This window comes from Salinibacillus aidingensis, assembly GCF_055393355.1.
Window position 1 is genome coordinate 2,797,616 of the sequence record NZ_AP043759.1, and the last position, 24,652, is coordinate 2,822,267.

23 protein-coding genes are annotated in these 24,652 nt (G+C 42.4%); 2 read left to right on the forward strand and 21 right to left on the reverse strand.

From position 1 onward, the window contains the following. Positions 1–160: 160 nt before the first annotated feature. The 10 genes from ACZ5OK_RS14675 to ACZ5OK_RS14720 form a co-directional block, all read right to left on the reverse strand. Positions 161–1,792: an AMP-binding protein gene (locus ACZ5OK_RS14675; RefSeq protein ID WP_343838025.1), complete on the reverse strand. Its 1,632-nt coding sequence runs from the start codon at positions 1,790–1,792 to the stop codon at positions 161–163. A 6-nt stretch (positions 1,793–1,798) separates the two neighbouring features. Further along, complete coding sequence (locus ACZ5OK_RS14680) at positions 1,799–1,972, reverse strand: hypothetical protein (RefSeq protein ID WP_343838027.1); 174 nt, start codon at positions 1,970–1,972, stop codon at positions 1,799–1,801. A gap of 210 nt (positions 1,973–2,182) precedes the next feature. Continuing rightward, positions 2,183–3,643 (reverse strand): sodium/pantothenate symporter, encoded by a 1,461-nt coding sequence (gene panF, locus ACZ5OK_RS14685; RefSeq protein ID WP_343838029.1) that lies wholly within the window; start codon positions 3,641–3,643, stop codon positions 2,183–2,185. Further along, complete coding sequence (locus tag ACZ5OK_RS14690) at positions 3,640–3,942, reverse strand: YhdT family protein (protein WP_343838031.1); 303 nt, start codon at positions 3,940–3,942, stop codon at positions 3,640–3,642. The genes panF and ACZ5OK_RS14690 overlap by 4 nt, the downstream gene beginning before the upstream one ends. A 235-nt stretch (positions 3,943–4,177) precedes the next feature. Next, on the reverse strand, positions 4,178–5,113 hold the full coding sequence (gene rbsB, locus ACZ5OK_RS14695; protein ID WP_343838033.1) for a ribose ABC transporter substrate-binding protein RbsB: 936 nt from the start codon (positions 5,111–5,113) through the stop codon (positions 4,178–4,180). Positions 5,114–5,173: 60 nt separating this feature from the next. Further along, positions 5,174–6,112, reverse strand: a complete 939-nt coding sequence (locus ACZ5OK_RS14700) for an ABC transporter permease subunit (protein ID WP_343838035.1) — start codon at positions 6,110–6,112, stop codon at positions 5,174–5,176. A 1-nt stretch (position 6,113) separates the two neighbouring features. Beyond that, complete coding sequence (locus tag ACZ5OK_RS14705; protein WP_425542193.1) at positions 6,114–7,586, reverse strand: sugar ABC transporter ATP-binding protein; 1,473 nt, start codon at positions 7,584–7,586, stop codon at positions 6,114–6,116. 41 nt (positions 7,587–7,627) lie between these two features. Beyond that, entirely contained in the window at positions 7,628–8,023 is a 396-nt protein-coding gene (gene rbsD / locus ACZ5OK_RS14710) for a D-ribose pyranase (protein WP_343838039.1), read from the reverse strand. After that, positions 7,998–8,924 (reverse strand): ribokinase, encoded by a 927-nt coding sequence (gene rbsK / locus ACZ5OK_RS14715; protein WP_343838041.1) that lies wholly within the window; start codon positions 8,922–8,924, stop codon positions 7,998–8,000. Before rbsK ends, rbsD begins: the two co-directional genes overlap by 26 nt. Next, positions 8,917–9,915, reverse strand: coding sequence for a LacI family DNA-binding transcriptional regulator (locus tag ACZ5OK_RS14720; protein ID WP_343838043.1), 999 nt, complete (start codon positions 9,913–9,915; stop codon positions 8,917–8,919). Before ACZ5OK_RS14720 ends, rbsK begins: the two co-directional genes overlap by 8 nt. Before the next feature lie 297 nt (positions 9,916–10,212). On the opposite strand from ACZ5OK_RS14720, the gene ptsG reads away from it, so the two are divergent. Continuing rightward, a complete protein-coding gene (gene ptsG, locus ACZ5OK_RS14725) occupies positions 10,213–11,769 on the forward strand; it encodes a glucose-specific PTS transporter subunit IIBC (RefSeq protein WP_343838045.1) in 1,557 nt (518 codons plus the stop codon). 9 nt (positions 11,770–11,778) lie between these two features. Beyond that, complete coding sequence (locus ACZ5OK_RS14730; protein WP_343839005.1) at positions 11,779–12,474, forward strand: N-acetylmannosamine-6-phosphate 2-epimerase; 696 nt, start codon at positions 11,779–11,781, stop codon at positions 12,472–12,474. A 62-nt stretch (positions 12,475–12,536) separates the two neighbouring features. On the opposite strand, the gene ACZ5OK_RS14735 is transcribed toward ACZ5OK_RS14730, so the two are convergent. The 11 genes from ACZ5OK_RS14735 to ACZ5OK_RS14785 all read right to left on the reverse strand — a co-directional run bounded on the left by ACZ5OK_RS14735 (position 12,537) and on the right by ACZ5OK_RS14785 (position 24,382). Beyond that, entirely contained in the window at positions 12,537–13,346 is an 810-nt protein-coding gene (locus tag ACZ5OK_RS14735; protein ID WP_343838047.1) for a MurR/RpiR family transcriptional regulator, read from the reverse strand. A gap of 74 nt (positions 13,347–13,420) precedes the next feature. Further along, complete coding sequence (locus ACZ5OK_RS14740) at positions 13,421–13,990, reverse strand: Na+/H+ antiporter NhaC family protein (protein ID WP_343838049.1); 570 nt, start codon at positions 13,988–13,990, stop codon at positions 13,421–13,423. Then, entirely contained in the window at positions 13,983–14,870 is an 888-nt protein-coding gene (locus ACZ5OK_RS14745; protein WP_343838051.1) for a Na+/H+ antiporter NhaC family protein, read from the reverse strand. The genes ACZ5OK_RS14740 and ACZ5OK_RS14745 overlap by 8 nt, the downstream gene beginning before the upstream one ends. A 59-nt stretch (positions 14,871–14,929) precedes the next feature. Beyond that, positions 14,930–16,078 carry a beta-aspartyl-peptidase gene (iadA, locus tag ACZ5OK_RS14750; RefSeq protein ID WP_343838053.1) on the reverse strand — a complete coding sequence of 383 codons (1,149 nt, stop codon included), beginning with the start codon at positions 16,076–16,078 and terminating at the stop codon, positions 14,930–14,932. Between the two features lie 261 nt (positions 16,079–16,339). Continuing rightward, the gene (locus ACZ5OK_RS14755) at positions 16,340–18,376 is read right to left on the reverse strand and encodes a sigma 54-interacting transcriptional regulator (protein ID WP_343838055.1); all 2,037 of its coding nucleotides are present in this window, start codon (positions 18,374–18,376) and stop codon (positions 16,340–16,342) included. A gap of 225 nt (positions 18,377–18,601) precedes the next feature. After that, positions 18,602–19,930, reverse strand: a complete 1,329-nt coding sequence (locus tag ACZ5OK_RS14760; protein WP_343838058.1) for an amidohydrolase family protein — start codon at positions 19,928–19,930, stop codon at positions 18,602–18,604. 89 nt (positions 19,931–20,019) lie between these two features. Beyond that, a complete protein-coding gene (locus ACZ5OK_RS14765) occupies positions 20,020–20,961 on the reverse strand; it encodes a nucleoside hydrolase (RefSeq protein WP_343838060.1) in 942 nt (313 codons plus the stop codon). A 305-nt stretch (positions 20,962–21,266) separates the two neighbouring features. Beyond that, positions 21,267–21,863, reverse strand: a complete 597-nt coding sequence (locus ACZ5OK_RS14770; protein ID WP_343838062.1) for an ECF transporter S component — start codon at positions 21,861–21,863, stop codon at positions 21,267–21,269. A gap of 73 nt (positions 21,864–21,936) precedes the next feature. Then, complete coding sequence (locus ACZ5OK_RS14775; RefSeq protein ID WP_343838065.1) at positions 21,937–22,764, reverse strand: energy-coupling factor ABC transporter ATP-binding protein; 828 nt, start codon at positions 22,762–22,764, stop codon at positions 21,937–21,939. Further along, complete coding sequence (locus ACZ5OK_RS14780) at positions 22,761–23,639, reverse strand: energy-coupling factor ABC transporter ATP-binding protein (protein WP_343838067.1); 879 nt, start codon at positions 23,637–23,639, stop codon at positions 22,761–22,763. Before ACZ5OK_RS14780 ends, ACZ5OK_RS14775 begins: the two co-directional genes overlap by 4 nt. Continuing rightward, on the reverse strand, positions 23,630–24,382 hold the full coding sequence (locus ACZ5OK_RS14785; RefSeq protein WP_343838069.1) for an energy-coupling factor transporter transmembrane component T: 753 nt from the start codon (positions 24,380–24,382) through the stop codon (positions 23,630–23,632). Before ACZ5OK_RS14785 ends, ACZ5OK_RS14780 begins: the two co-directional genes overlap by 10 nt. Between the last annotated feature and the right edge of the window lie 270 nt (positions 24,383–24,652).

Below are 24,652 nucleotides of genomic sequence, written 5' to 3' on the forward strand. Positions count from 1 at the left end.
GAAATATGCGATATATTGGGGAGGTGCCTGTCACCACCCGGATTTTGTCGAATTACCAAAAGAGGCTCACCTCCCTAATTAAGATCAGGGGATAAGCCTCTATTTAAAGCCGTGAAACATTCTGTGAAACAAGATTAATCGGGTGGTGACAGGCACCAACCTAAGCAAGGACTTCTTTCGCCTTTTCCCGAAGCTTGAATTTTTGAACTTTGCCGCTGGCTGTCATTGGGTATTCTTCTGTAAATTTGATGTATCTCGGGATTTTGTGTCTTGAGATTTTTCCTTTACAAAATTCACGGACGTCTTCCTCTGTTACGCTTGAGTCCTCTTTAGGAATAATCCATGCCATTAATTCTTCCCCGTACTTTTCATCCGGGATTCCAATGACCTGAACATCGAGAACGTCGGGGTGCGTGTACAGGAACTCTTCAATTTCCCTTGGATAGATATTTTCACCGCCGCGGATCACGATGTCCTTGATTCGTCCTGTAATTTCCACATAGCCATTTTCGTCCATGATGCCGATGTCCCCGGTATGAAGCCAGCCATCCTCATCAATGGTGTTTTTCGTCGCTTCTTCATTGTTGTAATAGCCTTTCATCACAAGGTAGCCTCTCGCACAAAGCTCGCCGGGTGTATTCGGAGGCAATGTTTCATTCGTGGCGGGATCGACAATTTTTACTTCCACATTCGGCTGGGCCTTCCCGACTGTACTGACTCTGAGTTCAATGGGATCATCTGTTTTGGATTGGGTAATAACTGGAGAGGATTCAGTCTGCCCGTAAGCGATGGTGATTTCCGATATTCCCATCTTATCCATGACCGACCGCATCACCTCAATCGGGCAATTGGATCCGGCCATGATACCGGTGCGTAAATGACTCAAATCGTATTGATCAAAGGAAGGATGATTGAGCTCGCCAATAAACATTGTTGGAACGCCATGTAATGCGGTACATTTTTCCTGATCGACAGCTCTTAAAACTTTTTCTGCATCAAAATGCTCGACCATGACCATCGTTGCCCCCTGAGATATAGAGGCTAACGTCCCCATCACACAGCCAAAACAGTGGAAAAGAGGAACAGGAATGCATAAGCGATCCTCCCCGGTTAAATTCATGCGTTCAGCCACTTGTTTCCCATTATTGACAATATTGTAATGGGACAGCATCACACCTTTCGGAAAGCCGGTCGTACCTGATGTATACTGCATATTAATCACTTCATCATAGTGCAAACTGTCCTTCCGCTCCAAAAGGCTCTCATCAGTAACCGACTGCCCCTTTTCCATGATTTCCTTCCAGGTATAACAGCCGTCATAGCTATGCTCACTGATCACGATGATATTTTTTAAGTTAGGCAATTTACTTGAGTTCAGCTCCCCCTTCTCACTATGCTTTAACTCCGGACAAACTTCATTTAGAATATCAATATAGGAAGAATCTTTATAGGACTCTGTCAAAATCAGAGTCGTAGTGTCCGATTGCTTAAGCAGGTATTCCAGCTCAGCCGCCTGGTAATTCGTATTTACGGTTACCAAAACCGCCCCCATTTTCCCCGAGGCAAACTGGGATAAAATCCATTCGGGCTGGTTATCTGCCCAAATTGCGATATTCTCGGCCTTCTCAATCCCTAAAGACATAAACCCTTTGGCAGCCTGGCTGGACAATTTATCCAGCTGTTGATACGACCACCTTAAACCACTCTCAGGATATACGACGGCTTCCCGGTCCGGATGTTCCATGGCCTCCTTTTCGAGTAGTTCGCCAATGGTTTGGTTTAATAATGACATGAATTTTTAACCTCCTCTGAATTTATTAAAAGGCTTCAAATAATGCTTGATTATCCTCTGTAACTCTAAGCCTTTTGTAAATAATTGTTTGAAATCGCTTACAAAATTGACTATGTTTTTTACGCCATTAATAACTTTATATTCATGTGAAATGGTTGAAGTCTTCTTTTTACCATTCATAGAGACAACATCCCCTGGCTATTGTATGTTTATTATCTAATACGTCATTTTATCATAATTTTCATAAAATTTAAAATAAGGTACTGCCACCGCCCGAATAATCTTGTTTCACAAAGTGTTTCAAGCTCCCTTCCGTTAATAAAACATAAAAAAACAGAGGATGAAAACTGCTCGTTTCACCCTCTGTTAATTTACAAAAACTACTTTATATCATTCGACAAAATCCGGGCCGTGACAGGCACCACCATGCCTGAAAATCAAACTAACCCCTACAAATACAACAAGTGAAACAACCACCGGAATCGTAACGGTATGCACCTCTAATAGATTCCCATTCGCTTCATTGTAAAAATGAATACCTATATAGGAGCCTATTCCGGCAATCATCGATGTTATGGCTCCATATTTGTTGGCGGACTTCCAGTAAAGTCCCAGAACAAGTGGCCAGATAAACGCAGCTTCTAAACCTCCAAATGCAAATAGGTTGAGGAAGATGAGCAGCTCTGGTGGATGAATGGATAGTAGAAAGGCAATCACCCCAATGATTGCTGTTATCCCCATACTGATTTTCCTGATTCGATTTTCTGTTGCGTCCGGTTTCATATAATTGATATATAAATCTTTTACAACCGAAGAACTGACCAATAGAAGAAGGGAGTCGACGGTGGACATCATGGCTGCTAAAGGCGCTGCCAATATAATCCCAGCCAGCCACGGCGGTAAAACCTCAAGAGCAATTAGCGGGATAACCTGATCGGCCACCTCAATCCCGGGCAGTACCGGACGGGCAAATACGCCGATTAAATGCATATTTAACATGATAAATCCAACAACAACGGTTCCAATCAGCAACGCCCGGTGCATCGACTTCGAATTTTTATAGGACATAGCCCGTACAGCTACTTGTGGTAAGGCGACGACACCAACTCCAACGAGAATCCAGAATGAAGATACATAAAATGAGCTAAGCTGACCGTCTTGTCCATACGGAGTTACTAAATTTGGATTTTCCGCCATTAAATCCGAAAATATATTATTCAGACCTCCACCAGCAGCGACAACAGCGATAAGTAAAATTAATGTGCCAAAAAACATGACAATCCCCTGAATCGTATCCGTTAAAGCTACGGCCCGAAATCCGCCAATGGTGACGTATAGTAAGACTGATATAGAAAAAATAAATAAAGCCGAGACATAGGACAGGCCTGTTAAGGATTGAATCAAATGTGCCCCGCCAACCCACTGTGCGGCCATAGCGGAAAATAGAAAGACAATAATACTAATAGCAGACAGAATAACAACGGCTTTGCTATTATATCTCCCTTTCAAAAAGTCTATTAATGTAACTGCCTTGTAGCGTCTGGCCATGATTGCGAACTTTTTCCCCAATATTAATAGAACAAAATATCCTGTCGCCACCTGGGTCATCGCCAGCAGCACCCAGCCAAGTCCAATAGAATACGCAGCCCCCGGACCACCCAGGAAACTCGATGCACTTCCATATGTAGCAACCATCGTCATGGCCAGGACAAGCCCGCCAAATTCACGACTGCCGATAAAATAATCACTTAGAAAGGATGAAGATCCCGCCATTTTCCGATTGGACCAAATCCCTATTAAAAAAACAATAATGACAAATAAAAGCAATGGAATCATGACTCCCCAATTCATGAGGACCTCTCCTCCTCCCTATCCTCATCTTCTTCGTTAAAGGAAACTTCCTTAAGGACAAACTTCACAACCGCCCAAACCAAAAGAACCATAACGATAAATCCCAGGATACAGCTGTAAAAAAACCACGCCGGAAAGCCAAAAACAAATGTATATTCCTCCGGGGAAGCTGATCCTAAACCATACGCGAACCCATACCACCAGATGAAGTTAAATAAAGCCAAAGCACATCCGATGAGAGCCTCGCGATGGGCAATTTTGAATTTCTGGTTCTGGGTTAAGTGTTTGTTTTGATTCATCATGGACCTCCTTCCATACGTGTGCCTGTTTCCAATACGTGCTGTCACTATCCGAATTATGTCAAATCCCAATCAGATTAACAAGCTATATAAACTGGGAAAGACACAACCATTTGTGAAACATTCCGTGAAACAAGATTTTTCGGGTCGTGACAGGCACCACCCCCGACGCCCGAAAAAAAGTGATGAGCTTAAGCCCATCACTTTTTCTATCATTTTGCAGTTAAACAAACGACTATTCAACTAGCGATAGCTCAACTGGAATAAACTCGTCTACACTTTCCCCTTTGGATACTTTTACAGCCGTTTCAATGGCCTTCTCACCAATTAATGTAGGTTGCTGGGCGATTGTTGCTGCCAGTCTTCCTTCTTCAACAGCCTTAACTGCATCGTCTGTTGCGTCAAATCCTACAACAGTAACATCTTCAAGACCAGCTGCACTTAATGCCTGCAGTGCACCTAAAGCCATTTCATCATTATGAGCGAAGACTGCATCGATTTGATCTGTACCCTGAATAATGTTTTCCATAACCGTAAGCCCTTCAGAACGGTTAAAGTTAGCCGTCTGTTTTGCTACGATTTCAATTCCCTCTTCCTCATCCACTACATTATGAAAGCCTTCTCCACGTTCACGGGCAGCTGAAGAACCAGGGATTCCTTCTAATTCTACTACTTTTCCTTCTCCATTAATCTGTTCAACGATGTAGTTTGCTGCCATTTCACCGCCTTTAACGTTATCTGAAGCAATGTGGGCAACAACGTCTCCACCTTCAGCACTGCGGTCAACAGTTATAACCGGGATATCAGCACTGTTAGCTGACTCAACAGCAGAAACAATAGCTGCAGAATCAGTAGGGTTAATAAGAAGAATGTCTACACCCTGTTGAATTAAATCTTCTACATCACTAACCTGCTTAGCCGAATCATCCTGAGCATCAACTACCGTTAAATCAATACCTTGTTCCTCTGCAGCAGCTTCAGCCCCCTCTTTTAAGGTAACGAAGAATGGGTTATTTTGTGTTGATACTGAAAGACCAACTGTTAACGTATCGTCCTTACCTTCATCGCCACCTTCCGAAGTATCATCTGAACCTGGAGCTTGTGTTGAACACCCAGCAAAAATCATGACCACAACAAGTAACCACCCAAAACGCTTTAATAACTTTTTCATTGATTGACCCTCCCATAAAATTTTTTATATTAAAAGTGTCAAAATACACTTTTTAACCAGTTATGCAGCCTTCTTACGATCCAGTAATACGGCTAATAGAATGACAGCTCCTTTGACAACCTGCTGGAAGAACGAGGATACGTTCATGAGGTTTAATCCATTATTTAGCACCCCAATGATAAGAGCCCCTATAAGTGTTCCAAAAATCCATCCCCGTCCACCGGTTAAGCTAGTTCCTCCAAGAACAACAGCAGCAATGGCATCCAGCTCATAAGCCGTACCAGCTGTAGGCTGTGCTGAATTTAAACGACTCACTAGAATGAGACCTGCCACTGCAGAGAATATACCAGAAATGGCATATACCCAGATTTTCACTCGGTCTGTTTTTATTCCTGATAAAATAGAAGCTTCCTCATTCCCACCAACCGAGTATACCTGCCTGCCAAAGACAGTTTTTTTCAATATAAGGTACAATACGATATAAGAAACCGCCATCATAATTACAGGAAAAGGAATCCCAAATACATAACCTTTACCTATCATTTCAAATGTAAAACTCTCTGATAATCCGGTAATTGGACGACCTTCTGTATATACTAGAGTTAGTCCCCGGAAAATCGTCATGGTTGCCAGTGTTGCAATAAATGGAGCAACTTTACCTTTTGTTACCATTAAACCGTTAAATGCCCCCATCACACCTCCAGATAAAACACCCAGAAGAATGGCCAAAATCGGATCCACGCCAGATGCCAGCATCCCGGCTGTAAGAGCGCCAGCCAGTGCAAGAATGGAGCCGACTGACAAATCAATTCCACCGGTTAAGATAACAAAGGTCATACCAAATGCGATTAAGGCATTTATGGATACCTGACGGAGTACGTTTAAAATATTATCTAATGTAAAAAAGTCATCACTTGTAAATGCCAGAACAAGTATGAGTAGAATAAGCCCTATCATTGGACCAAGCTTTGATAAATAAGATGTTATACTTTTATTCATGTTACATCCCTCCCGTTGCGGCCTGCATAATTTTTTCCTGATCCGCTTCATTCCTGTTAAGGATTGTGACTAATTCACCTTCACGAACAACCGCAATCCGGTCACTCATCCCGAGAATCTCAGGTAGTTCAGAAGAAACCATAATAATAGCCACACCATTTTCAGTAAGCTCATTCATAATTTGATAGATTTCTTTTTTAGCCCCAATATCGACACCTCGTGTGGGCTCATCCAGAATTAATACTTTGGGATCAATACCGAGCCACTTACCAACCACAACTTTTTGCTGATTCCCTCCACTTAGTGACTTCACAGACTGATTACGTCCGGTTGTTTTAACACTTAACTTTTCTATCAATCTATCCACCATTTCAATTTCCTTATGATTTGAAATGAATCCCAAATTTGAAATCGCTTTAAAATTTGCCATGGACATATTTTCCTGAATCCTGAACGGTAACACAAGCCCTTCCTGTTTACGATCTTCAGTGATAAAACCAATACCTTCCCTGATTGCATCAGCAGGATGTTTAACGGATAGACGTTTTCCATCCAGATAAATATCACCTTTGGAGCGCTTTCTTGCTCCAAATACAGCTTCCATAATCTCTGTTCTTCCAGCTCCCATCAGACCCGCGACACCAAGAATTTCACCTTCACGAACCTGGAAGGAAATATTGTCGAACCATCCTTCCCGAGCCAATCCTTTGACTTCAAGCTTTATTTCACCTGGCATTACGTTCCGATCCGGAAAACGTTCTCCCAATTCGCGACCAACCATCATCTTAACGACTTCCTCAAAATTTGTTTCTGAAATCAGCTTTGTACCGACATACTCACCATCACGTAAAATGGTAATACGATCACAAATCTCAAATATTTCTTCCATACGATGTGAGATATAAACGATACTTACACCTTGTTCACGTAACTGTTTAATAACTTTAAACAAGGAAGTAATTTCCCGGTTCGTTAAAGCCGCTGTTGGCTCATCCATAATGATCAACTCGGCATTAGACGAAAGAGCCCGGGCAATTTCGATCATTTGCTGCTTTCCAACCGATAGCTCCCCTGCCTCCATATCAGGATCGATATCGATTCCTAATTGTTGAAGGCTATCTTTCGTCTGCTTCTTCATTTCCCTCTCTCGAAGAAATCCGGTTTTTCCAACTTTTAATTCCTTTCCAAGAAACATATTTTGAGCAACCGTTAAATGCGGGATGATATTAAGCTCCTGGTGAATAACAGCAATTCCGTCATTTTCAGCTTCTTTAGGATTGGAATAATGAACTTCATTGCCTTTAACCTTAACAACACCTTCATCACGTGCGTAAATTCCCGTCAATATTTTAATGAGTGTTGATTTTCCTGCCCCATTCTCCCCCATTAAGGCATGAACCTCACCAGGTTTAATTTCAAAATGAACGTCCTTAAGCACTTGGTTTCCAAAAAAGCCCTTATGAATATTTTTCATTTCTACAAATGGCTGTTCAGGCAATCTATTCACCACCTTTTTTAAAAAATAACCCCCGACTGTAAAATAGCGTTGGCATACGGGGTACACTCCCCTGTACGAATCACCGCTTTCACATTTTTACAAGCCTCTTTTAATTCTTCATGTGACACATAATCAAAAGGAATTTGCTGATGTTTATTTTCCATTTGATTGTGCAGTTTCGTATTTTTACCCTTAATCTCCTCAGCCCAGATCATCTTTTCAACCTCCATATCCTCCAGAACCTCATGAAGAACATCGACAAAAGATGGCTGACCAAGCTTTAAAGCAAGATCGATTTTTGGTACATGATCGGGAATCGGTAAACCACAATCTGCAATGGCTATCTGATCCGTATGTCCCAGTTTAGATAAAATGGCTGAAATGTCGCTATTCAAAATTCCGTGCTTTTTCATAATCCATCTCCTCCTGTTCCTTTAAGAAGCTTTCAACATCTGTCATAGAAGGTAATCCAGCTTGTGCTCCCTGCTTTGTAATAGAGAGTGAAGCAACAGCATTAGCAAAGCGGCATGCTTTTTCAACAGGAACCCCCTGGCCTATTTGAAAAGCAAAAGCCCCATTAAATGAGTCACCAGCACCAGTGGTATCTACAGGTTCCACCCGATATGCAGGAATCAGCAGTGGATCTGAATGGCTATTTTTATAAATTTCAACACCATCCTTTCCTTTTGTGATAATCAGCTTTTGCTTAAAGCTATCGGGATCTTCTATCTGCATCATCAGCTCTACGGATTCATACTCATTAGGAGTCATGTAATCAACTAAGTTTAATAACTCATTAGGAATGGGCTGGAATGGGGCTGGATTTAATACAACCTTAACCCCCGCGTCTTTCCCTATTTTGGCCGCTTCAATAACAGCCTCCATCGGAATTTCCAATTGTAATAAAATAACATCACTATCTTTCAGAACATCCTTATAGGCTTGAATCATTTCTTTTGTGATTGAGAAATTAGCTCCCGAATTAACGATAATTCGATTATCCCGTTCAGATAGTATGATGTGGGCAGTACCCGTTTCAGCGTCTGTAACCGGTTTCACATTGTCCGTAAGAATTCCGTTATCATCCAGGTTTTTTATCAATTGGTCTCCAAAAATATCCTGGCCAACAGCACCAATCATCGTCGTTTTTGCTCCTAAGCGCGCAGCAGCTACTGCCTGATTTGCCCCCTTCCCGCCAGGATATGTAGCAAATCCGGAGCCTAAAACCGTTTCTCCCTGATTAGGCATTCGCTCCGTTTGCACTGTGAAATCCATATTGATGCTTCCTACAACTGTAACCTTAGGGCTATTCACTAAGCATCATTCCTTTCTTTGCTGATTCACGCTCAACCAATTGAACAGGAAATGTATATTCAGTCTCCTCAACTGGTTTGCCCTCAATCATATCCATCAACAAGTTCGTTGCTTTAGCTCCCATATCATAAATGGGCTGGGCTATTGTTGTTAAAGCCGGAGAAGTCGTCTCACCTAAAGTGATTCCATCAAAGCCAACGATTGATAATTGATCAGGAACTTTAATAGCAAGGGTTTCCGCTGCTTTTAAAACCCCAACAGCCATCAAATCATTCCCTACAAAAATCCCATCAATATCCGGATGAGCTTTTAATAGATTCATTGTGGCTTCCTTGGCATTTTGTAAATGATAATCACCGTTAACGACTAAATCCTCTGAAAAGAAAGGCTTATCGGCAACCATATCCAAATATCCCCGCAAGCGGTGTTGAGCATTCATCACAAATTCAGGACCGGCAACATGGGCAATTTTTTTACAGCCTATATTATGTAAGTGTTCCACCGCCAGCTTTGCCCCATGATAATTATCGGCTGATACACATGGAATATCCGGTTCAAAATTACGGTCTAGGGCAACAACCGGAGTATTGATTCCTTCCAAATGATCATTGGTCAGAGTACTTGTAACAATAATAAATCCATCCACATATTTTTTTCTTAAAACGTCAATATAATTTTTTTCTTTTAATACCTGATCATCAGAATTACACAATATAAAGGTATAATTCTTTGCATTCGTAACATCTTCTACCGCACGAGCAAGTTCCGGGAAAAAGGGATTGGTGATATCAGGTACGATTAAACCAATCATCCTGGAACGTCTCGTATATAGAGTTCTCGCCAGTTCGTTAGGCTGGTAGTCTAATTTATTGATAGATTCCAGGACCTTTTCCCTTGTATCTTCGTTAACATATCCATTCTCATTAAGTACACGGGATACCGTTGCAACGGACACATTCGCATGTTTTGCAACGTCCTTGATTGTTGGCATGAACCCCACCTCAGCAGTTTATAAATAGTTAATTTCCGCTTATAAAGCTAACCTGTAACCGGTTACAGATTGTTCGAAATAAAAGGGGTATATGAAACCCGTTACAGATAATATAAAGCGCTTACAGTCGATTGTCAATAGTTTTTTTAAATTGGTGGAATTCAGAGCTCCTCTTTCATTACGTATTCAGCAAAACCAAAATTACAAAAAGTCTTTCAATTTCCACTTGTTAAAAATGGTTTTCAATATTATTATATAAATGTAAACGGTTTACATATTAACGGGAGGGGTGACAATATGACGAAGAAGAAAAAGAAGAACGTATTTTTTGAAAAAGCTCAGCGGTTCGGGAAATCATTTATGTTACCGATTGCAGTACTTCCTGCTGCTGGTTTACTGCTGGGTATAGGTGGTGCTTTCAGTAATGCAGCTACCATCGAAGCCTATCCATTTTTAGATGTTGCCTGGCTGCAAGCAATTTTCACCATTATGAGTTCGGCAGGGAATATTATTTTTGCGAACCTGCCTATCATCTTTGCAGTAGGTATTGCGATTGGACTTGCCAGATCAGACAAGGGAACAGCCGGTCTTGCTGCGGTAATGGGCTTTCTAGTCATGCACGCAACAATTAACGCGATGCTATCTATTACAGGTAAGCTGGCAGAAGATAGTATTGCTGAAGCTGGCCAAGGCATGGTTTTAGGAATCCAGTCACTGGAAACGGGTGTATTTGGTGGTGTCGTCCTTGGTCTATTAGCTTACTGGCTGCATAACCGTTATAATAAAATTGAATTACCAAGGTTTTTAGGATTCTTTGGCGGTTCACGTTTTATACCAATTGTAACTTCTTTTGCGTCCATCTTTTTAGGAATCATTTTATTTTATGTATGGCCGATTGTTCAGGGAGGGATTTTCTCCTTAGGTGGACTAGTAGAGGCAACAGGTTACGTTGGTACACTCATTTATGGTTTTATTTTGCGTTTGCTTGGTCCATTCGGTTTGCATCACATTTTCTATCTGCCATTTTGGACAACCAGTCTTGGCGGTTCAATGATTATCGATGGATCACTTATCGAAGGAACACAGCGAATTTTCTTTGCCCAGCTGGCTAATGCGGAATCCGTTGAGCAATTCTTTTTGGGAACGGCCCGCTTCATGTCCGGACGTCATATCACGATGATGTTTGGTCTGCTTGGTGCGGCACTTGCTATTTATCACACAGCTAAACCGGAGAATAAAAAGAAAGTAGCTGGGCTTATGCTGTCAGCCGGTTTGACATCCTTCCTGACTGGTATTACAGAGCCACTTGAATTTTCATTCTTGTTCATCGCACCAGTATTGTATGTCATTCACGCATTCTTTGATGGATTAGCCTTTATGATGGCCCATCTTTTTGAAATCACGATTGGTCAGACATTCTCGGGTGGTTTTATTGACTTCCTATTGTTTGGTGTCCTGCAGGGAGCAGACAAGACGAACTGGTTTATGGTTCCGATTATCGGGATCCCATGGTTCTTCCTTTACTACTTCACATTCAAATTTATGATTAGGAAGTTTAACTACAAAACCCCTGGTCGTGAAGATGAGCAAATGGAAGAAATGTCCTATACGAAGACTGAGCGGGCAAATGCAATTATAGCCGGGCTTGGTGGTGAAGAAAATATTAAAGATGTCGATGCTTGTGCCACGCGTTTGCGGGTAAGTGTCAATCAATCGGATCTTGTTAATAAAGACGATTTAACAAAAACAGGTGCAAAAGGGGTTGTAGCCAGCGGAAATGGCGTACAGGTCATTTACGGCCCTGAAGTGACCGGAATTAAAAATGAAGTAGAAGAAGCGTTAGGAGATAAATAGACAATGAGTATACTGGACAAACTGGAAAACCAACTAATTGTATCGTGTCAGGCATTGGATAATGAACCCTTACATTCCTCTTTTATCATGGGAAGAATGGCGCTGGCCGCTTACGAAGGTGGAGCAGCCGGTATCCGGGCCAACTCACCATCCGACATTTCGGAAATCAAACAGCAGGTCAATTTGCCCGTGATTGGAATCATTAAGCAGGATTATTCAGACAGTGAGATTTATATCACGCCCACACTTAAAGAAGTAAAGGCATTACTTGAAGCAGATACGGATATGATTGCGATTGATGCGACCAATCGTCAACGTCCCGGGAATGAGAAACTGACGGATATTGTCCGTTATGTACGGGAAAATGCCCCTGATGTTTTGCTCATGGCCGATGTGTCAACATTAGAAGAGGCTAAAAGCGCGGAACAGCTCGGATTTGACTGCGTATCAACAACGTTAATTGGCTATACCCCATATACTGAGGGTATGAGTCTGGCTGATGATGATTTCTCACTTCTTCGTCAGTTCGTGGAGCACGTCTCCATTCCTGTTGTCGCGGAAGGAAAAATCGATACCCCGGCAAAAACAGCGAGAGCCATCGAACTTGGTGCGCATTTTGCAGTGGTAGGCAGTGCCATCACTCGTCCGCAGCTGATTACCAAGTCATTTGCAGCAGAAGTAAATAAGGCAAGTAAACGACCGTAAGAAAAAACAAAGGCGGAAACGCCCGTTTAGACAATGAAAACAGGACTGGCCAAGTGCCAGTCCTAAATTTTTTTATATTCATTTAGTGCATGCAGCGTTTTTTCGTGGATGTGCATTTTTTCCTGATTACTTAGCAGCAGCATGCTCAACACATCAATGGAATATAGAATCGATAGTTGACTATTCAGGAATCCCTTTACCAGGTGAGGCATAATGTTGGATGTATATAACATGAGATCAGACTTTTCTGCCAGAGGAGTCTCCGAATAACTGGTGATGGAAATAACCTTCGCACCTTTACGCTTGGCCACGTTTATCCCATCGATAATCTCCTTTGTCTGCCCCGAACTGGAAATGGCAATCACCAAATCATCTGTATCCAAAATCGATGACGAAATAATCATCGCATGTGAATCCGTATGTGTATCAACGGCAATCCCCATTCTCGAGAGTCGGGCCTTTAATTCCTCTGCTGACAGACCGGAGCTGCCGATACCAAATATATGAATCCGGTTCGCCTGTAGAATCCATTCGCAAGCTTGTTTGTAGGCATCAATGTTCGTAAGAGAGTTCGTTGATTTGATGATGGATTCATAAATTTGATTGACGGCCGTTATCGCATCATCCGCTTCATGGGTCTCTTCAACCGCATCACGCAATAAAATTTTAAACTCCACAAAACTGGTTGCATCAATCTTTTTACAAAATCGTGTAATGGCCGCAACTGACACATCAATTCTATCCGCCAGCTCCTGAATATGGATGTTTAACAAATCCTTATTATGCTCGATCACATAATCGGCTATTTTTTTCTCCGTCCTGCTCAGTGTCTGATATTTCAGTTGTATCTGGTCCAGGATTGAATGTGTCATTGCGATTCCTCCAATGGTATCGTTACATTCATTATAGTCGTTGGAGACCGTTCCTGTCACCATTTGGATATTCTTTAATTTACACTTACTTCATCCTCATCCTTATCTATTTCATTCACATTTACACTCTTTGCAATCCCAATACCTGTATAACCAAGGATGATCGCAAAAATAAAACCTACGTAACATAAAATCGCCCACGGTGCATAGCTGAGCGTCGGAACACCCAAGGTCCCAGCCATAAACACACCTGCTGAAGACCATGGAATCAGAGGGACTACCACAGTACCGGAATCTTCCAATGTTCTGGATAAATTTTTCGCCAGCAGTTTCTGTTTACGGTAAGTATCTTTGTAAATTTCGCCAGGTACGATGATAGATAGGTAAGAGTTCCCTGTGACTAATGCCATCGTAATACAGGAGAGAACCGTTGTCAGAACCAGGTCACCCGTACGCTTGACAATTTTCATAAGCGCTTTGATAATAACTTCCAGTGAACCGGACTTGGTCATAATACCCGCAAAGATAAAGGCGCTAAATGCGATTAAAACCACGCCAGTCATGGACTGCATGCCACCCTGGTTCACAAGTCTCGTTACTTCAAAAATCACACTTTCCGGATCAAAACCAGACTGGTTAACCATGGATACATGAAATCCTGAAACCGAAGAAGCAAAAAATATCGGTAGCTGAAAATCCCTGCAGCCATTTCCCTAGAATCGCGGCAATAAAAGATGAAAGGATAATCGTTGGAAGAGTTGGTTTTTTTCGAATGGAACCATACAAAATAATAATAGGCGGAAGTAACAATAAGAGATTCCACTCAAACATTTCTGCCAATGTCCGCAGCATCTTATTCATAGTCTCCGGTGTTTCTACATTACCTGAAGATAGATTAAAGCCAACAAATAGATAAACTAATAGACTGATAATCGCTGCAGGAACCGTCGTCCATAACATATGACGAATATGTTCATACAACTCACTGCCTGCCGCAATTGGAGCAAGGTTTGTTGTATCAGATAGTGGTGAAAGTTTGTCTCCAAAATAAGCACCTGCCACAATGGCACCTGCTGTTGCAGGCAGGTTAGCCCCAAGACCTGTCGCAATGCCCATTAACGCAACCCCGACAGTACCAGCAGATCCCCATGAGGTACCGGTTACAATGGATATAATGGCTGAAACCACAAATGCAATTAAGACAATAAACGTAGGATCAATGACCTGCAGACCATAATAAATCATCATTGGAATCGTACCTGAAATCATCCATGTACCAATTAAAATTCCAATTGAAATAAGAATTAAAATCGCCGGCATGGCCTGTTTAATCTTCTCCTGTATCCCTTCCATCATTTCATCCCAGCTTAAACCGAGACGAAGGGCAATCATTCCTGCATAAACAGATGATAAGATTAAAAGCGGTTCAGGGTTAAAACCGTATACACCATAACCAACAGCAAGCAAAATCAGCATGACAACAATCGGTGAAAAAGCCTCAAATATATTCGGCTCTCGTTTCATACAAAATCCTCCTCTTTAAATATTTTTCGACAAAATTCGGGTTGTGACAGGCACCCCCACTATTCAAACGTCCCCTTCACAGCAATCTCCTGATCCTTTAGCATGTTTTGGCCTTTTGCCAGTACGTGCTCGATTTCCAGGGTTTCTTTGTTGAGCACTAATACATCCGCATCTGCTTTTCCCTCAATCCTGCCTTTATCCCTCAGCCTCAGCACCTTAGCAGTATTTCTTGTCACTAAAGACAGCACCTCTTCTAACGGCAATCCTTGTTCCTTAACAGCCGCAACCACCTGCTCATACAGTGTTTTCGTACTCGCTACACCAAAGCCAATCAGGTTTCCCCCCTCATCAAACTTTGGAAGACTGCCATTCCCATCCGATGATAAGGTGAGGCGCGACATATCTCCGCGGTTTTCCTTGTAATACGTAATCCATTCCCCTGTCTTTACATCAGCTGTCATATCCACGTAGGCCCCTTTTCCAGCCAGTGCTATGGCATCATCAAGCAGCTCCTGACTCCTTGTCACATGGGTTGCATAGAGATGGGACGGAGGAATCTCATACTTTTCAAGAAGTTCGTGTAATAAAGAAAGGTACTCTTTCCCAGGCCCCGTATGAAAATGAGTGACACCTGCTTTTCCGCTCAGCAAGCCGCCTACCCGTGACTCCCCGGCAAGCTTCGCCAATTCATGTAAAGAAGGCTGACCAGATCGTGAATCTGAAATAGCAATTTCTCCAGTGCCAATCACTTTATCAATCAAAATCACATCGTCCTTAACACTTGATGTAATGGTTGGCGTGGGCACATCATAATTACCCGTATAAATGTAAGTGGATATCCCTTCTTCTTCCAGCCCACGCGCCTTCGCAAGCAACGACGTCATATGTCGGGTCGTACCATCCGTTCCAAGCAATCCAACAACTGTGGTAATTCCGGACTGAATCATATCACTCAACTGAATCTCAGGCGTCCTTGTCGCAAAACCACCTTCTCCTCCCCCGCCAATCAAATGAACATGAGGATCAATAAACCCCGGGACCACAATGGATCCCTCAGCATCAATGACTTCGGTATCCACTCCCATCTTTTCAACCGCTTCCTGGTCGACATGTCCAATCATAGCGATCTTCCCATTCAGAATTAAGATGGACTGTTTTCCGATACAATCCGGCGTGTAAACTTCTCCATTTTTAATTAATGTAATCATGTTGCTGCCTCCATTTAATGAACATTGATTATTTTCAAAAAATTACTATTAAAATAAATACCCTTGCGGCCAAGCCCTTTCAGCATCTGAAGCTATACGAAATAATATCTCTCCTCACTTTTTGTATAAAATCCTCTCACCATTTCTAATGCAAAAATCGTGCCAAATTTTACGCACCGCCATTTCGACATTTTTTATCAAAAACACAAAATATAGGTTATCTTATGGGTATGTATAAATCCTATAAGACAACCTATATCCCTAAAGTTGGGTAAGCACCTGCTTTCCAAACTCAGTAATGCTTGTCCCCTGCTTTTTCGCACCTGTAAGTACACACTCACACTTTTTCAAAATTTCCAGCTTCGTACGTAACTGTCCTTCCGTAATCGGCTGATCCATCATCGCTTTTAACCTTACACGGCCAATACCGGATTTTCCACCCTGGTATAGAGACAGACATTGAAGAATTTCCTTAAAAATCCTTTTGTCCCCGGCCTGTTCAAGCAATTTCATCACTTTATTTACATCACTCGTATTTTCATTTTTTATCGTCAAATGACGGGGAAGATTCTGAACAGAAGGCTCCACACCATCTACAGTCACGGAAAGATAAGTGAGGAGTCCTTCTAATTCCCTGACATTTCCGGGCCAGTGGTAGACAGAAAGCCTGTCGAAAACCTCCGGGGTAAACCGCATATGAATTTGGTTTTTCTGCAAAAAGCACTCTGCCAAATCCTGTATATCCTCTTTCCGATTTCGCAAAGGAGGTATCTCCAAGGGTAACTGATTAAGTCGATAATACAGGTCTTCTCTAAACGTTCCTTCTTTGATGATGTCATAGAGGGGTTTATTTGTCGCTGCTATGACCCTCACATTCACAGGAATCATTTTGTTACCACCCACACGCATGACTTGTTTTTCCTGTAAAACTCTCAGGATGGCCGCCTGAATTTTCAGAGGAGCATCGCCGATTTCATCTAAAAAAATCGTACCATTTTGAGCTAATTCAAATAATCCTGCCTTGCCACCCCTGGATGCACCTGTGAAAGCTCCTTCCTCATACCCAAATAGTTCACTTTCAGCCAACGATTGTGTTATCCCTGCAAAATTGACCGCCACAAACGGACCACTTCTCCGTGAAGAATGTTCATGAATGGCTTGGGCAAATATTTCTTTTCCCGTTCCGCTCTCCCCCATAATCAGGACTGTATAATCATTGCGGGCCAGCTTTTTTGCCAAATTCCGTGTCTCCCTCATTAAATCGCTGTGCCCGATAATATCATCAAACGTATATTTAGTCGTCATACCCGTATCCAACTTTTTCTTCCGTATCTCCTGCTCCATTCGCTGAACATAGGTCACATCCTGAAATGTAAGGACTGCACCCGTAAAGGTTCCATCCTGCAGTAAAGGTTTCATCGTCGTTAAAATATTTAAGCCCTGAAACCGAATCATTTGTCGAGGGAAGGGTTCTTTTTTGGCCATGACTTGTTCAATGGGGAAATCCCGCAGCACTTCCGTATAGTTTTTCCCAAGTGAAGCTTGTCCATCTAGCCCTAAGATACTGCTTGCTTCTTCGTTAAATACGGTAATCTTCCCATCAGCATTAATAAAAATAATCCCTTCCTGGGCTGCATCCAGAACCGACTCCAGGTAAGAATTCATCTCAAGCTCGTTTTGGACCGACTGGGCTAATTCCCGACCAATCCGCACAAAGTTTTTTACGTAATCCATGGTCATATGTCTCGACTGATCAAATGGCTGTTTAAGAATTTTTGCAATTTCGAATAAAGTACTTAAATCCAGACTCCGATTTTCAAGGTCAATGACCCGCTGAACTCCCTCATGTACCAGGTCCTTAAGCCCATGCGTGACAGCTACATCGATTTGGCACACATCCGGAATGACATCCATGTCTGGAGAATAAGGTGTAAAATCTAAATAATCAAAGCCCAGCCGCTCCAGCATGGACATGGATTCATAGACTACTTCCTTCGTATTACTTACCAAAAGACACTTTGTCCCAACTGGCAACTCAAAAAGAATTTCAAGCTTATTAAAGTCAATAGAACGATTGGCCACCACCAGAGGAGCCTTCACTTTCGAAGTATCTACAATATCTCTGTAAATCTCCTCCGCCCCTGATGACAGAATCAAATCCACCTCTTCCAAGTCTACCGGCGGAAAATGATTGCTGCGCAGCTGAACCTCACCACCAAAAATTTCGTGGATCTTATCCCTGAATGTATGGTATAAATCAATCTCTTTCGTAATGATGAAGATAATAGGTTTGTTCACATGTTCCACTCCCCGAAAATGCCTGATATCATCTGAACTCTAGATTCAATCAAACGTTTGTTTAAAAGTGTCGGTCAAATACAGACTACTGTCCTTATTGCCTCTTTGCGTTCTAAATATAGAAGATTTCCTTTCCGATGATTATACCATTTTACCAGAACTCTCTTTTAAATTTGGAGCTCTTCGCTAAGATTATTCGACAAAATTCGGGTGGTGACAGGCACCTCAAACAACGGTTTTCTTCATATGTCTTCTGCTTTCAAACATGATCCGTTCCTCATCCAGGGTTAGGACTTCTCGGTTTTTCATTACAACTTTTCCATCGATGACGACATCCTCCACGTCCCGGCTCGTTACAGATTCTACTATTGTATTGACCATATTGTTGGTCGGCGTGATATGGGGCTGATTGATGTCTACTAGTGTTAAATCGGCTTTGTTCCCTGTAGCGACTTCACCCTTAACCTTTTCAAACTGAAGAGCTGCTGCACTGCCGGCTGTTATCATTTTCACGAGTTCTTTTGCTGCCAACACTACAGGATCAAATACAGGGAGTCCCCAGTAGGCATGAATTCCTGATCGAAAGACACGAATTTCATCAAATAGACTTAAGTTTGATGAGGAGGCACCGTCACTTCCTATCCCGATAGGCATATCCATTTCTACCATGCGCGGAGTCTTTGGAATACCGTGGGATCCAAAGTTCACACGTGGGCAATGAACTATTTTTACACCACGCTCTTTTAAAATTTCCAATTCCTTTTCAGAATAGGCAACATTATGAGCCGTTAACAAATTGGGTCCGAGAGCTCCTAAAGAATTGAGGTACTCTACTGGTCTCAGTTGATATTTTTCCAGACAATAGCGAACCTCATCACGGTGTTCGGCCAGATGTGCGTGTAAACCGGTTTGATATTTCCCGGCCAATTCTGCTCCACGTTCAATTAATTCCGGTGAACAGGACATGACCTGTCGCATCCCAAACCAAATGTGAATGCGGTCATGACCTGCTCCATGATACTCCTTATACAGATCTTCAATATCACTTAGAATTTCATTTGTTGGGTGCTTCATCGTTTTCGGTAAAAAGTCGCCCATGTCAATCGTGGATCTGGTAATAGCTGCCCGCATGCCTGATTCAATGGCTGCTTCAGCCACTTTGTGAGTATGAACACCTCCAGCCTCAGCAAATGCCGTCGTGCCGGACTTAATCATTTCCAGACAGCTCATTTGGGCACTCACACGGACATCATCTTCATCCAGATTTCCTTCAAAGGGTACTAGAATACGAGACCAGATCATTGGGTATTCATCCATCGTACGTCCTTTTAACAACTGCTGACACGTGTGGGTATGGGCATCCACCAGCCCTGGCATGGTGAGCTTCCCCTGGCCATCTAACGTACTTTCCGGCTGATACTTTTTCTTTACATCATCTGAGTTTCCTATCTCTAATATCTCCGAGTTATGTATGGCGATCGCCTGGTTCTCTGCAACCTCCAATGCCGGATTCAATAGACTTGTATTTTTAATTAACAGATCAATTTGCAACACTTACACCCTCTCTGCAGAAATTGTGCCGGGTACTTTTCGGACAATGGTTCACGGCTGATACCAAATACCGCAGCAGCATTTCACCAAGATTAATCGACAAAATTCGGGTGGTGACAGGTACCAAAAAAATCATCCATAAAGGCTTGGGCATCTACCTGGAAACAAACCTGTGTATTTGGTGTTTCGTCCTCATTTACGTGTAAATTTTCAACGGTTCTCCCCAGTGCCTCATCTGTCTTATCAACTTCGATATGCATAGGGACAGTATTCACCAGGTCCGGGTATAGTGCTACGCCTACCGCTAATGGATCATGCAGCGCACAGCCTTCTAAATATGGATGCAGTTTTTTATATTCGTGTAAATAAAACTGCGTAAAGGAAGCAAAGAGTTCTGCAGTGGGTGTACCCAGCTGTCTCCATTTTTCTACGTCTTTATCTGTTAATAATGTTTTTCGCGTTACATCGAGTCCAACGAGTGTGACAGGGAGCTTTGATTTAAATACAATGTCGGCCGCTTCAGGGTCTACGGCAATGTTTGCCTCGGCAAATTTGCTCACATTCCCAGGGGTTGCAACCGCTCCGCCCATCGTCACAATTTTGCCTACCTTTTTCATAATGGCAGGACTTTTTTCTATGGCCGCCGCCAGGTTCGTCAATGGACCTGTTGTCACAATGGTTAAGTCTTCACCACATCTATCCGTTTCTTCAATGATAAAATCGACCGCATGCTGGGATGGAACCAAACCGTCTTCCTTCAGTTCACCCAGTGTTTCACCAAGCCCATCCATCCCATGAATTTTTCCATTATACTCCCGAATTCGTTCTCTCGGCTTGTCGGAACCTTTCCGGACTGGCAATGGTTCTCCAACTGATTCGAGAACTTTAACGGTGTTTCGATAGGTATATTCTACGGGTGCGGTCCCATAAACCGTCGTAATCCCCAGTATTTCAAGTTCAGGCTTGGCCACAGCATAGGCTATAGCTAATGCATCATCAATGCCCGTATCCATATCCAAAATAACTTTCTTCAAAGCAAACACCTCCACAGGATTTATTGAAAAGACAAATGCCCATTTACTGATATCAGATATCCTTTATCAGGTATCCTTAAAAGATAATGGTTCATCAATCATACCCGGCACCCCTAAAGAACAACAACCCTCTACGGTACCGGTGAAATCACAATCATCCAGATATAAAGTGAAACTCCCATAGTAAGGGTTTTCTCCATCCCCCAATGATGATTAGTTGAACCTATCAGGAATTTACTGTCCGTTTTTCCCCACTTAATCTTGCTGGAGTACCCTCAGGACTTGAAGTGGGGGTATACAGCCAGTTAATGCGTGATAAAAGGATCACCATAATTCATCTTCGCCAGATAGCGTGAGGACATTTTCTTAACGATTATATAGGCAATGAGTACAGATAAAATTTTGTCCACACTGTTCACTAAAATCGAGCTTGAGAAAACGGAAGTCCAGATATCCTGAGTGGAGGCCAGAAAGACTCCCGTAACAGTGTCAACAGATTTTCCTGTTGCCCCTCCAAAAACCAGGACGGAGATAGGTGCTGACACAACTACCGTTATTAACGTTATCACAACCCCTGATACAATCGTTGTCCACAACTTCTTAAACATACCAGCTCTGGACATATATCCGATTAATAGACCAATAGCGATTGATACAGGAGCAAAAAATAGACTTGTTGGATTCGTCAGGGATGTAACGACATTCGTGGCTACCCCTGTTACCGCCCCCACCCAGGGTCCTGCGATCATAGATACAACAACGGTTCCAATCACATCAAAGTGGAGAGGTAATCGTAATAGCTGGACAATCTGACTCGTTACAAAATTCAAGGCTATACCTACTGGAATTAATAAAATGGCTAAAAGTGTAAAATCATGCAGTAGACCTTTTTCTTTTTTCATTGCAATTCCCCCTCATGTTTTTAGGTAGATTTATATTTCAGCTGATTTACAGCTTGAAACCAACGAAACTGTATCAGGAAGTTACCCTTTCTTTCGCTTTCATCTCCAATAGTGAATCCACAAATTCATCAATAGACAGAATCCGCTCTTCAACCCTTAAAAGATGGGCTAATTCACTAATATAAGGCTGTTTGATATTGGCTTCTTCTATGACATCAAAGTCCCAGAAAATCTCTCTCTTATCCTTATCAGCAGCAATCCGTTTATTGGTCATAACGATGACACGATCAAAATTTTTTACCACGAACTCCATATCGTGGGTAATTGTAATCACAGTAATGTTCTTTTCCTGCAAATGGTTGATGATTTTCGCAATTTGCTGCATGCCGACATAATCCTGGCCGGCTGTTGGTTCATCTAAAATGACGACTTCAACCTCCATAGCCAGCACACAGGCAATCGTGACAAATTTTCGAGTCGAATAGGGCAGGTTGTATGGATTTTCATCAAGATAGCCTTCGATGCCTGCCTGCTGTGCCGCACGCCTTACCCGTTCAGCAATGTCATCATCGGTCATCCCCTGTTTTTTTAGTCCGTAAGCAATCTCACTAAAGACATCACTTTGAAAAATCTGATCATCCGGATTTTGAAACACATAACCTAACCGTTTTGCAATTTGAGCGGTTGTATAACCTTTCATATTTTGACCATCAATGGTAATCGTTCCATAGGTAGGCTTTAGAAGACCATTTAACATCTTCACTGTCGTGGTTTTGCCCGCTCCATTCTGACCAATAATCGCCAGCTTTTCCCCTTTTTCAATACTCGCCGAAATATTTTTAACGGCGACAAAGCCATTCGGATAGGTAAAGCTCACATCCTGAATTTCAATAAAGCTCATGACCCTGAACCTCCCTGGTTGACGTGGATCCCCAGCCATTTTTTGATTTCTGCTTCTGCCTGTGATCGATGAATCGGGATTTGGCCAAAATCTGAGCTCCTTTTATTCAGCTCGATTCCCAGTCGTGCATATTGGGGCAGGCCCGCCTCATAATCGATTAGAGCAGGATTGGACAGAACATCCTCAACGTTTCCCTCCGTTATGATCCGGCCGTCATTCATAACAAAAAGATAATCGGCATGCTCGGCAATGAGTTCAAGCTTGTGCTCCACAAGGATAATCGTTTTCCCCTGTTCCTTCATCCATTTAATCATGTCGAAAATGTCCCTGGTCCCTTTTGGGTCAAGCTGGGATGTCGGCTCATCAATCACCAGAATATCCGGATCCATCACAATGACAGCTGCAAAAGCGACACGCTGTTTTTGTCCACCTGATAATTCATACGGGTTTTTATCCGCTAATTCCTCAATGTTCAGTAATTGGATTACCTGCTTAACACGCTTCTTGATTTCCGGAACCTCAACGCCAAGATTTTCGAGTCCATAGGCAATTTCACCAAACACGGTATCCTTTACGCCGCTAATTTGAGTAAAAGGATTCTGGAAGATAAAGCCAATGTTTTTTGCCAATTCACTCATGGTCCAATGACGAATATCTTTTCCTTCTACAACGACTTCCCCCTCTAAACTCCCTTTATGAAAATGAGGAATAAAGCCGCGCAGGACATTGCATAAAGTGGTTTTTCCGGTACCATTTTTTCCAATTACGGCATAAAGCTTTCCCTCTCTAATAGAAAGGCTGACGTTTTTCAGTGCCTTTTCCCCATCGTTAATCGGATACATGTAATCCAAATTGTTGACCCGAATTAATTCCATAGCCAAATCCTCCCTATGAGTAAAATCGTGAGCAGAATCACCATTGCCACCTGAATGATGTAATCGATTCTTCTTTTGGTCAGCTCATTCAGACTTGTTTTCTTTCCTATCGCTGAGAATGCGCGGGTTTCTAAAGCAATAGCCCTTTCTTCCGTGCTTGTAATGGAGCTTAAGACAAGCGGACCCAAAACAGGGATGAAAGCCTTTGCCCTCGTCAGGAGGTTGCCTTCTGTTTCCACCCCTCTGGACTTTTGCGCCTCCATGATCACTTTTGAACGGTTACTAATTTCAGGAATAAATTGAAACGTCGCAATAATGGCGTATGAAAACTTCGGGGACATGCCGATCCTCTCCAGTGCCTGACTGATATCTTTGACCGGTGTAATTCGAAAAAATAATAAAAACGCCGATGCGATGGCGATGATTTTAGAGGTTAAGGATAAACTCCGCATCACCCCTTCCTGCTTAATGGAGATGATTCCCCAGCTCCAGAAAATTTCTTCACCAGGTGCAATCACCGACTGGATGATAAAAATAAATAAGACCAAAACGAGCAAGCCCTTCACAACTAAATTCACCAGCTCCTTCGCCTTGCCTGCAAAAAAGGCAATCAGGATACACAACGGCAGCATTAGGTAGGCATACAGGTACCCTGGTACGAAAAAAATCGAAATCGTGACAAACAAAGGCAGCATAAACTTTGTTGATGGATATAAGTTCAAAATAAAATTGCCTTTTTCCATAGATATTGGCCTCCTTATGTATGGATAAATGGTTAGAAACGGACCGGCTGCCTGGTGTTTCTGTAAAGTCATTGTGCCAGGCAGATTATACTCCCCCCTATTTAAAGAGGACAAAAAAACACTCCCAGCTATAGCCGGAAGTGTCTGCTTATTACGATAGGAAATTGCATACAATTCGCCATCCCTCAACCCTGAAGAAAGAAGTTCGGATAAAACGTTGCTTCATCATAATTCACGGCGCACCAACAGAACTTTTACTATCAGTCATCA

Bases quoted from the DNA above. Each gene is read 5' to 3' on its own strand.
- ACZ5OK_RS14675 (WP_343838025.1), bottom strand. From the start codon at position 1,792: ATGTCATTATTAAACCAAACCATTGGCGAACTACTCGAAAAGGAGGCC.
- ACZ5OK_RS14680 (WP_343838027.1), bottom strand. From the start codon at position 1,972: ATGAATGGTAAAAAGAAGACTTCAACCATTTCACATGAATATAAAGTT.
- panF (WP_343838029.1), bottom strand. From the start codon at position 3,643: ATGAATTGGGGAGTCATGATTCCATTGCTTTTATTTGTCATTATTGTT.
- ACZ5OK_RS14690 (WP_343838031.1), bottom strand. From the start codon at position 3,942: ATGAATCAAAACAAACACTTAACCCAGAACCAGAAATTCAAAATTGCC.
- rbsB (WP_343838033.1), bottom strand. From the start codon at position 5,113: ATGAAAAAGTTATTAAAGCGTTTTGGGTGGTTACTTGTTGTGGTCATG.
- ACZ5OK_RS14700 (WP_343838035.1), bottom strand. From the start codon at position 6,112: ATGAATAAAAGTATAACATCTTATTTATCAAAGCTTGGTCCAATGATA.
- ACZ5OK_RS14705 (WP_425542193.1), bottom strand. From the start codon at position 7,586: ATGAAAAATATTCATAAGGGCTTTTTTGGAAACCAAGTGCTTAAGGAC.
- rbsD (WP_343838039.1), bottom strand. From the start codon at position 8,023: ATGAAAAAGCACGGAATTTTGAATAGCGACATTTCAGCCATTTTATCT.
- ACZ5OK_RS14720 (WP_343838043.1), bottom strand. From the start codon at position 9,915: ATGCCAACAATCAAGGACGTTGCAAAACATGCGAATGTGTCCGTTGCA.
- ptsG (WP_343838045.1), top strand. From the start codon at position 10,213: ATGACGAAGAAGAAAAAGAAGAACGTATTTTTTGAAAAAGCTCAGCGG.
- ACZ5OK_RS14735 (WP_343838047.1), bottom strand. From the start codon at position 13,346: ATGACACATTCAATCCTGGACCAGATACAACTGAAATATCAGACACTG.
- ACZ5OK_RS14740 (WP_343838049.1), bottom strand. From the start codon at position 13,990: ATGGTTAACCAGTCTGGTTTTGATCCGGAAAGTGTGATTTTTGAAGTA.
- ACZ5OK_RS14745 (WP_343838051.1), bottom strand. From the start codon at position 14,870: ATGAAACGAGAGCCGAATATATTTGAGGCTTTTTCACCGATTGTTGTC.
- iadA (WP_343838053.1), bottom strand. From the start codon at position 16,078: ATGATTACATTAATTAAAAATGGAGAAGTTTACACGCCGGATTGTATC.
- ACZ5OK_RS14770 (WP_343838062.1), bottom strand. From the start codon at position 21,863: ATGAAAAAAGAAAAAGGTCTACTGCATGATTTTACACTTTTAGCCATT.
- ACZ5OK_RS14775 (WP_343838065.1), bottom strand. From the start codon at position 22,764: ATGAGCTTTATTGAAATTCAGGATGTGAGCTTTACCTATCCGAATGGC.
- ACZ5OK_RS14780 (WP_343838067.1), bottom strand. From the start codon at position 23,639: ATGGAATTAATTCGGGTCAACAATTTGGATTACATGTATCCGATTAAC.
- ACZ5OK_RS14785 (WP_343838069.1), bottom strand. From the start codon at position 24,382: ATGGAAAAAGGCAATTTTATTTTGAACTTATATCCATCAACAAAGTTT.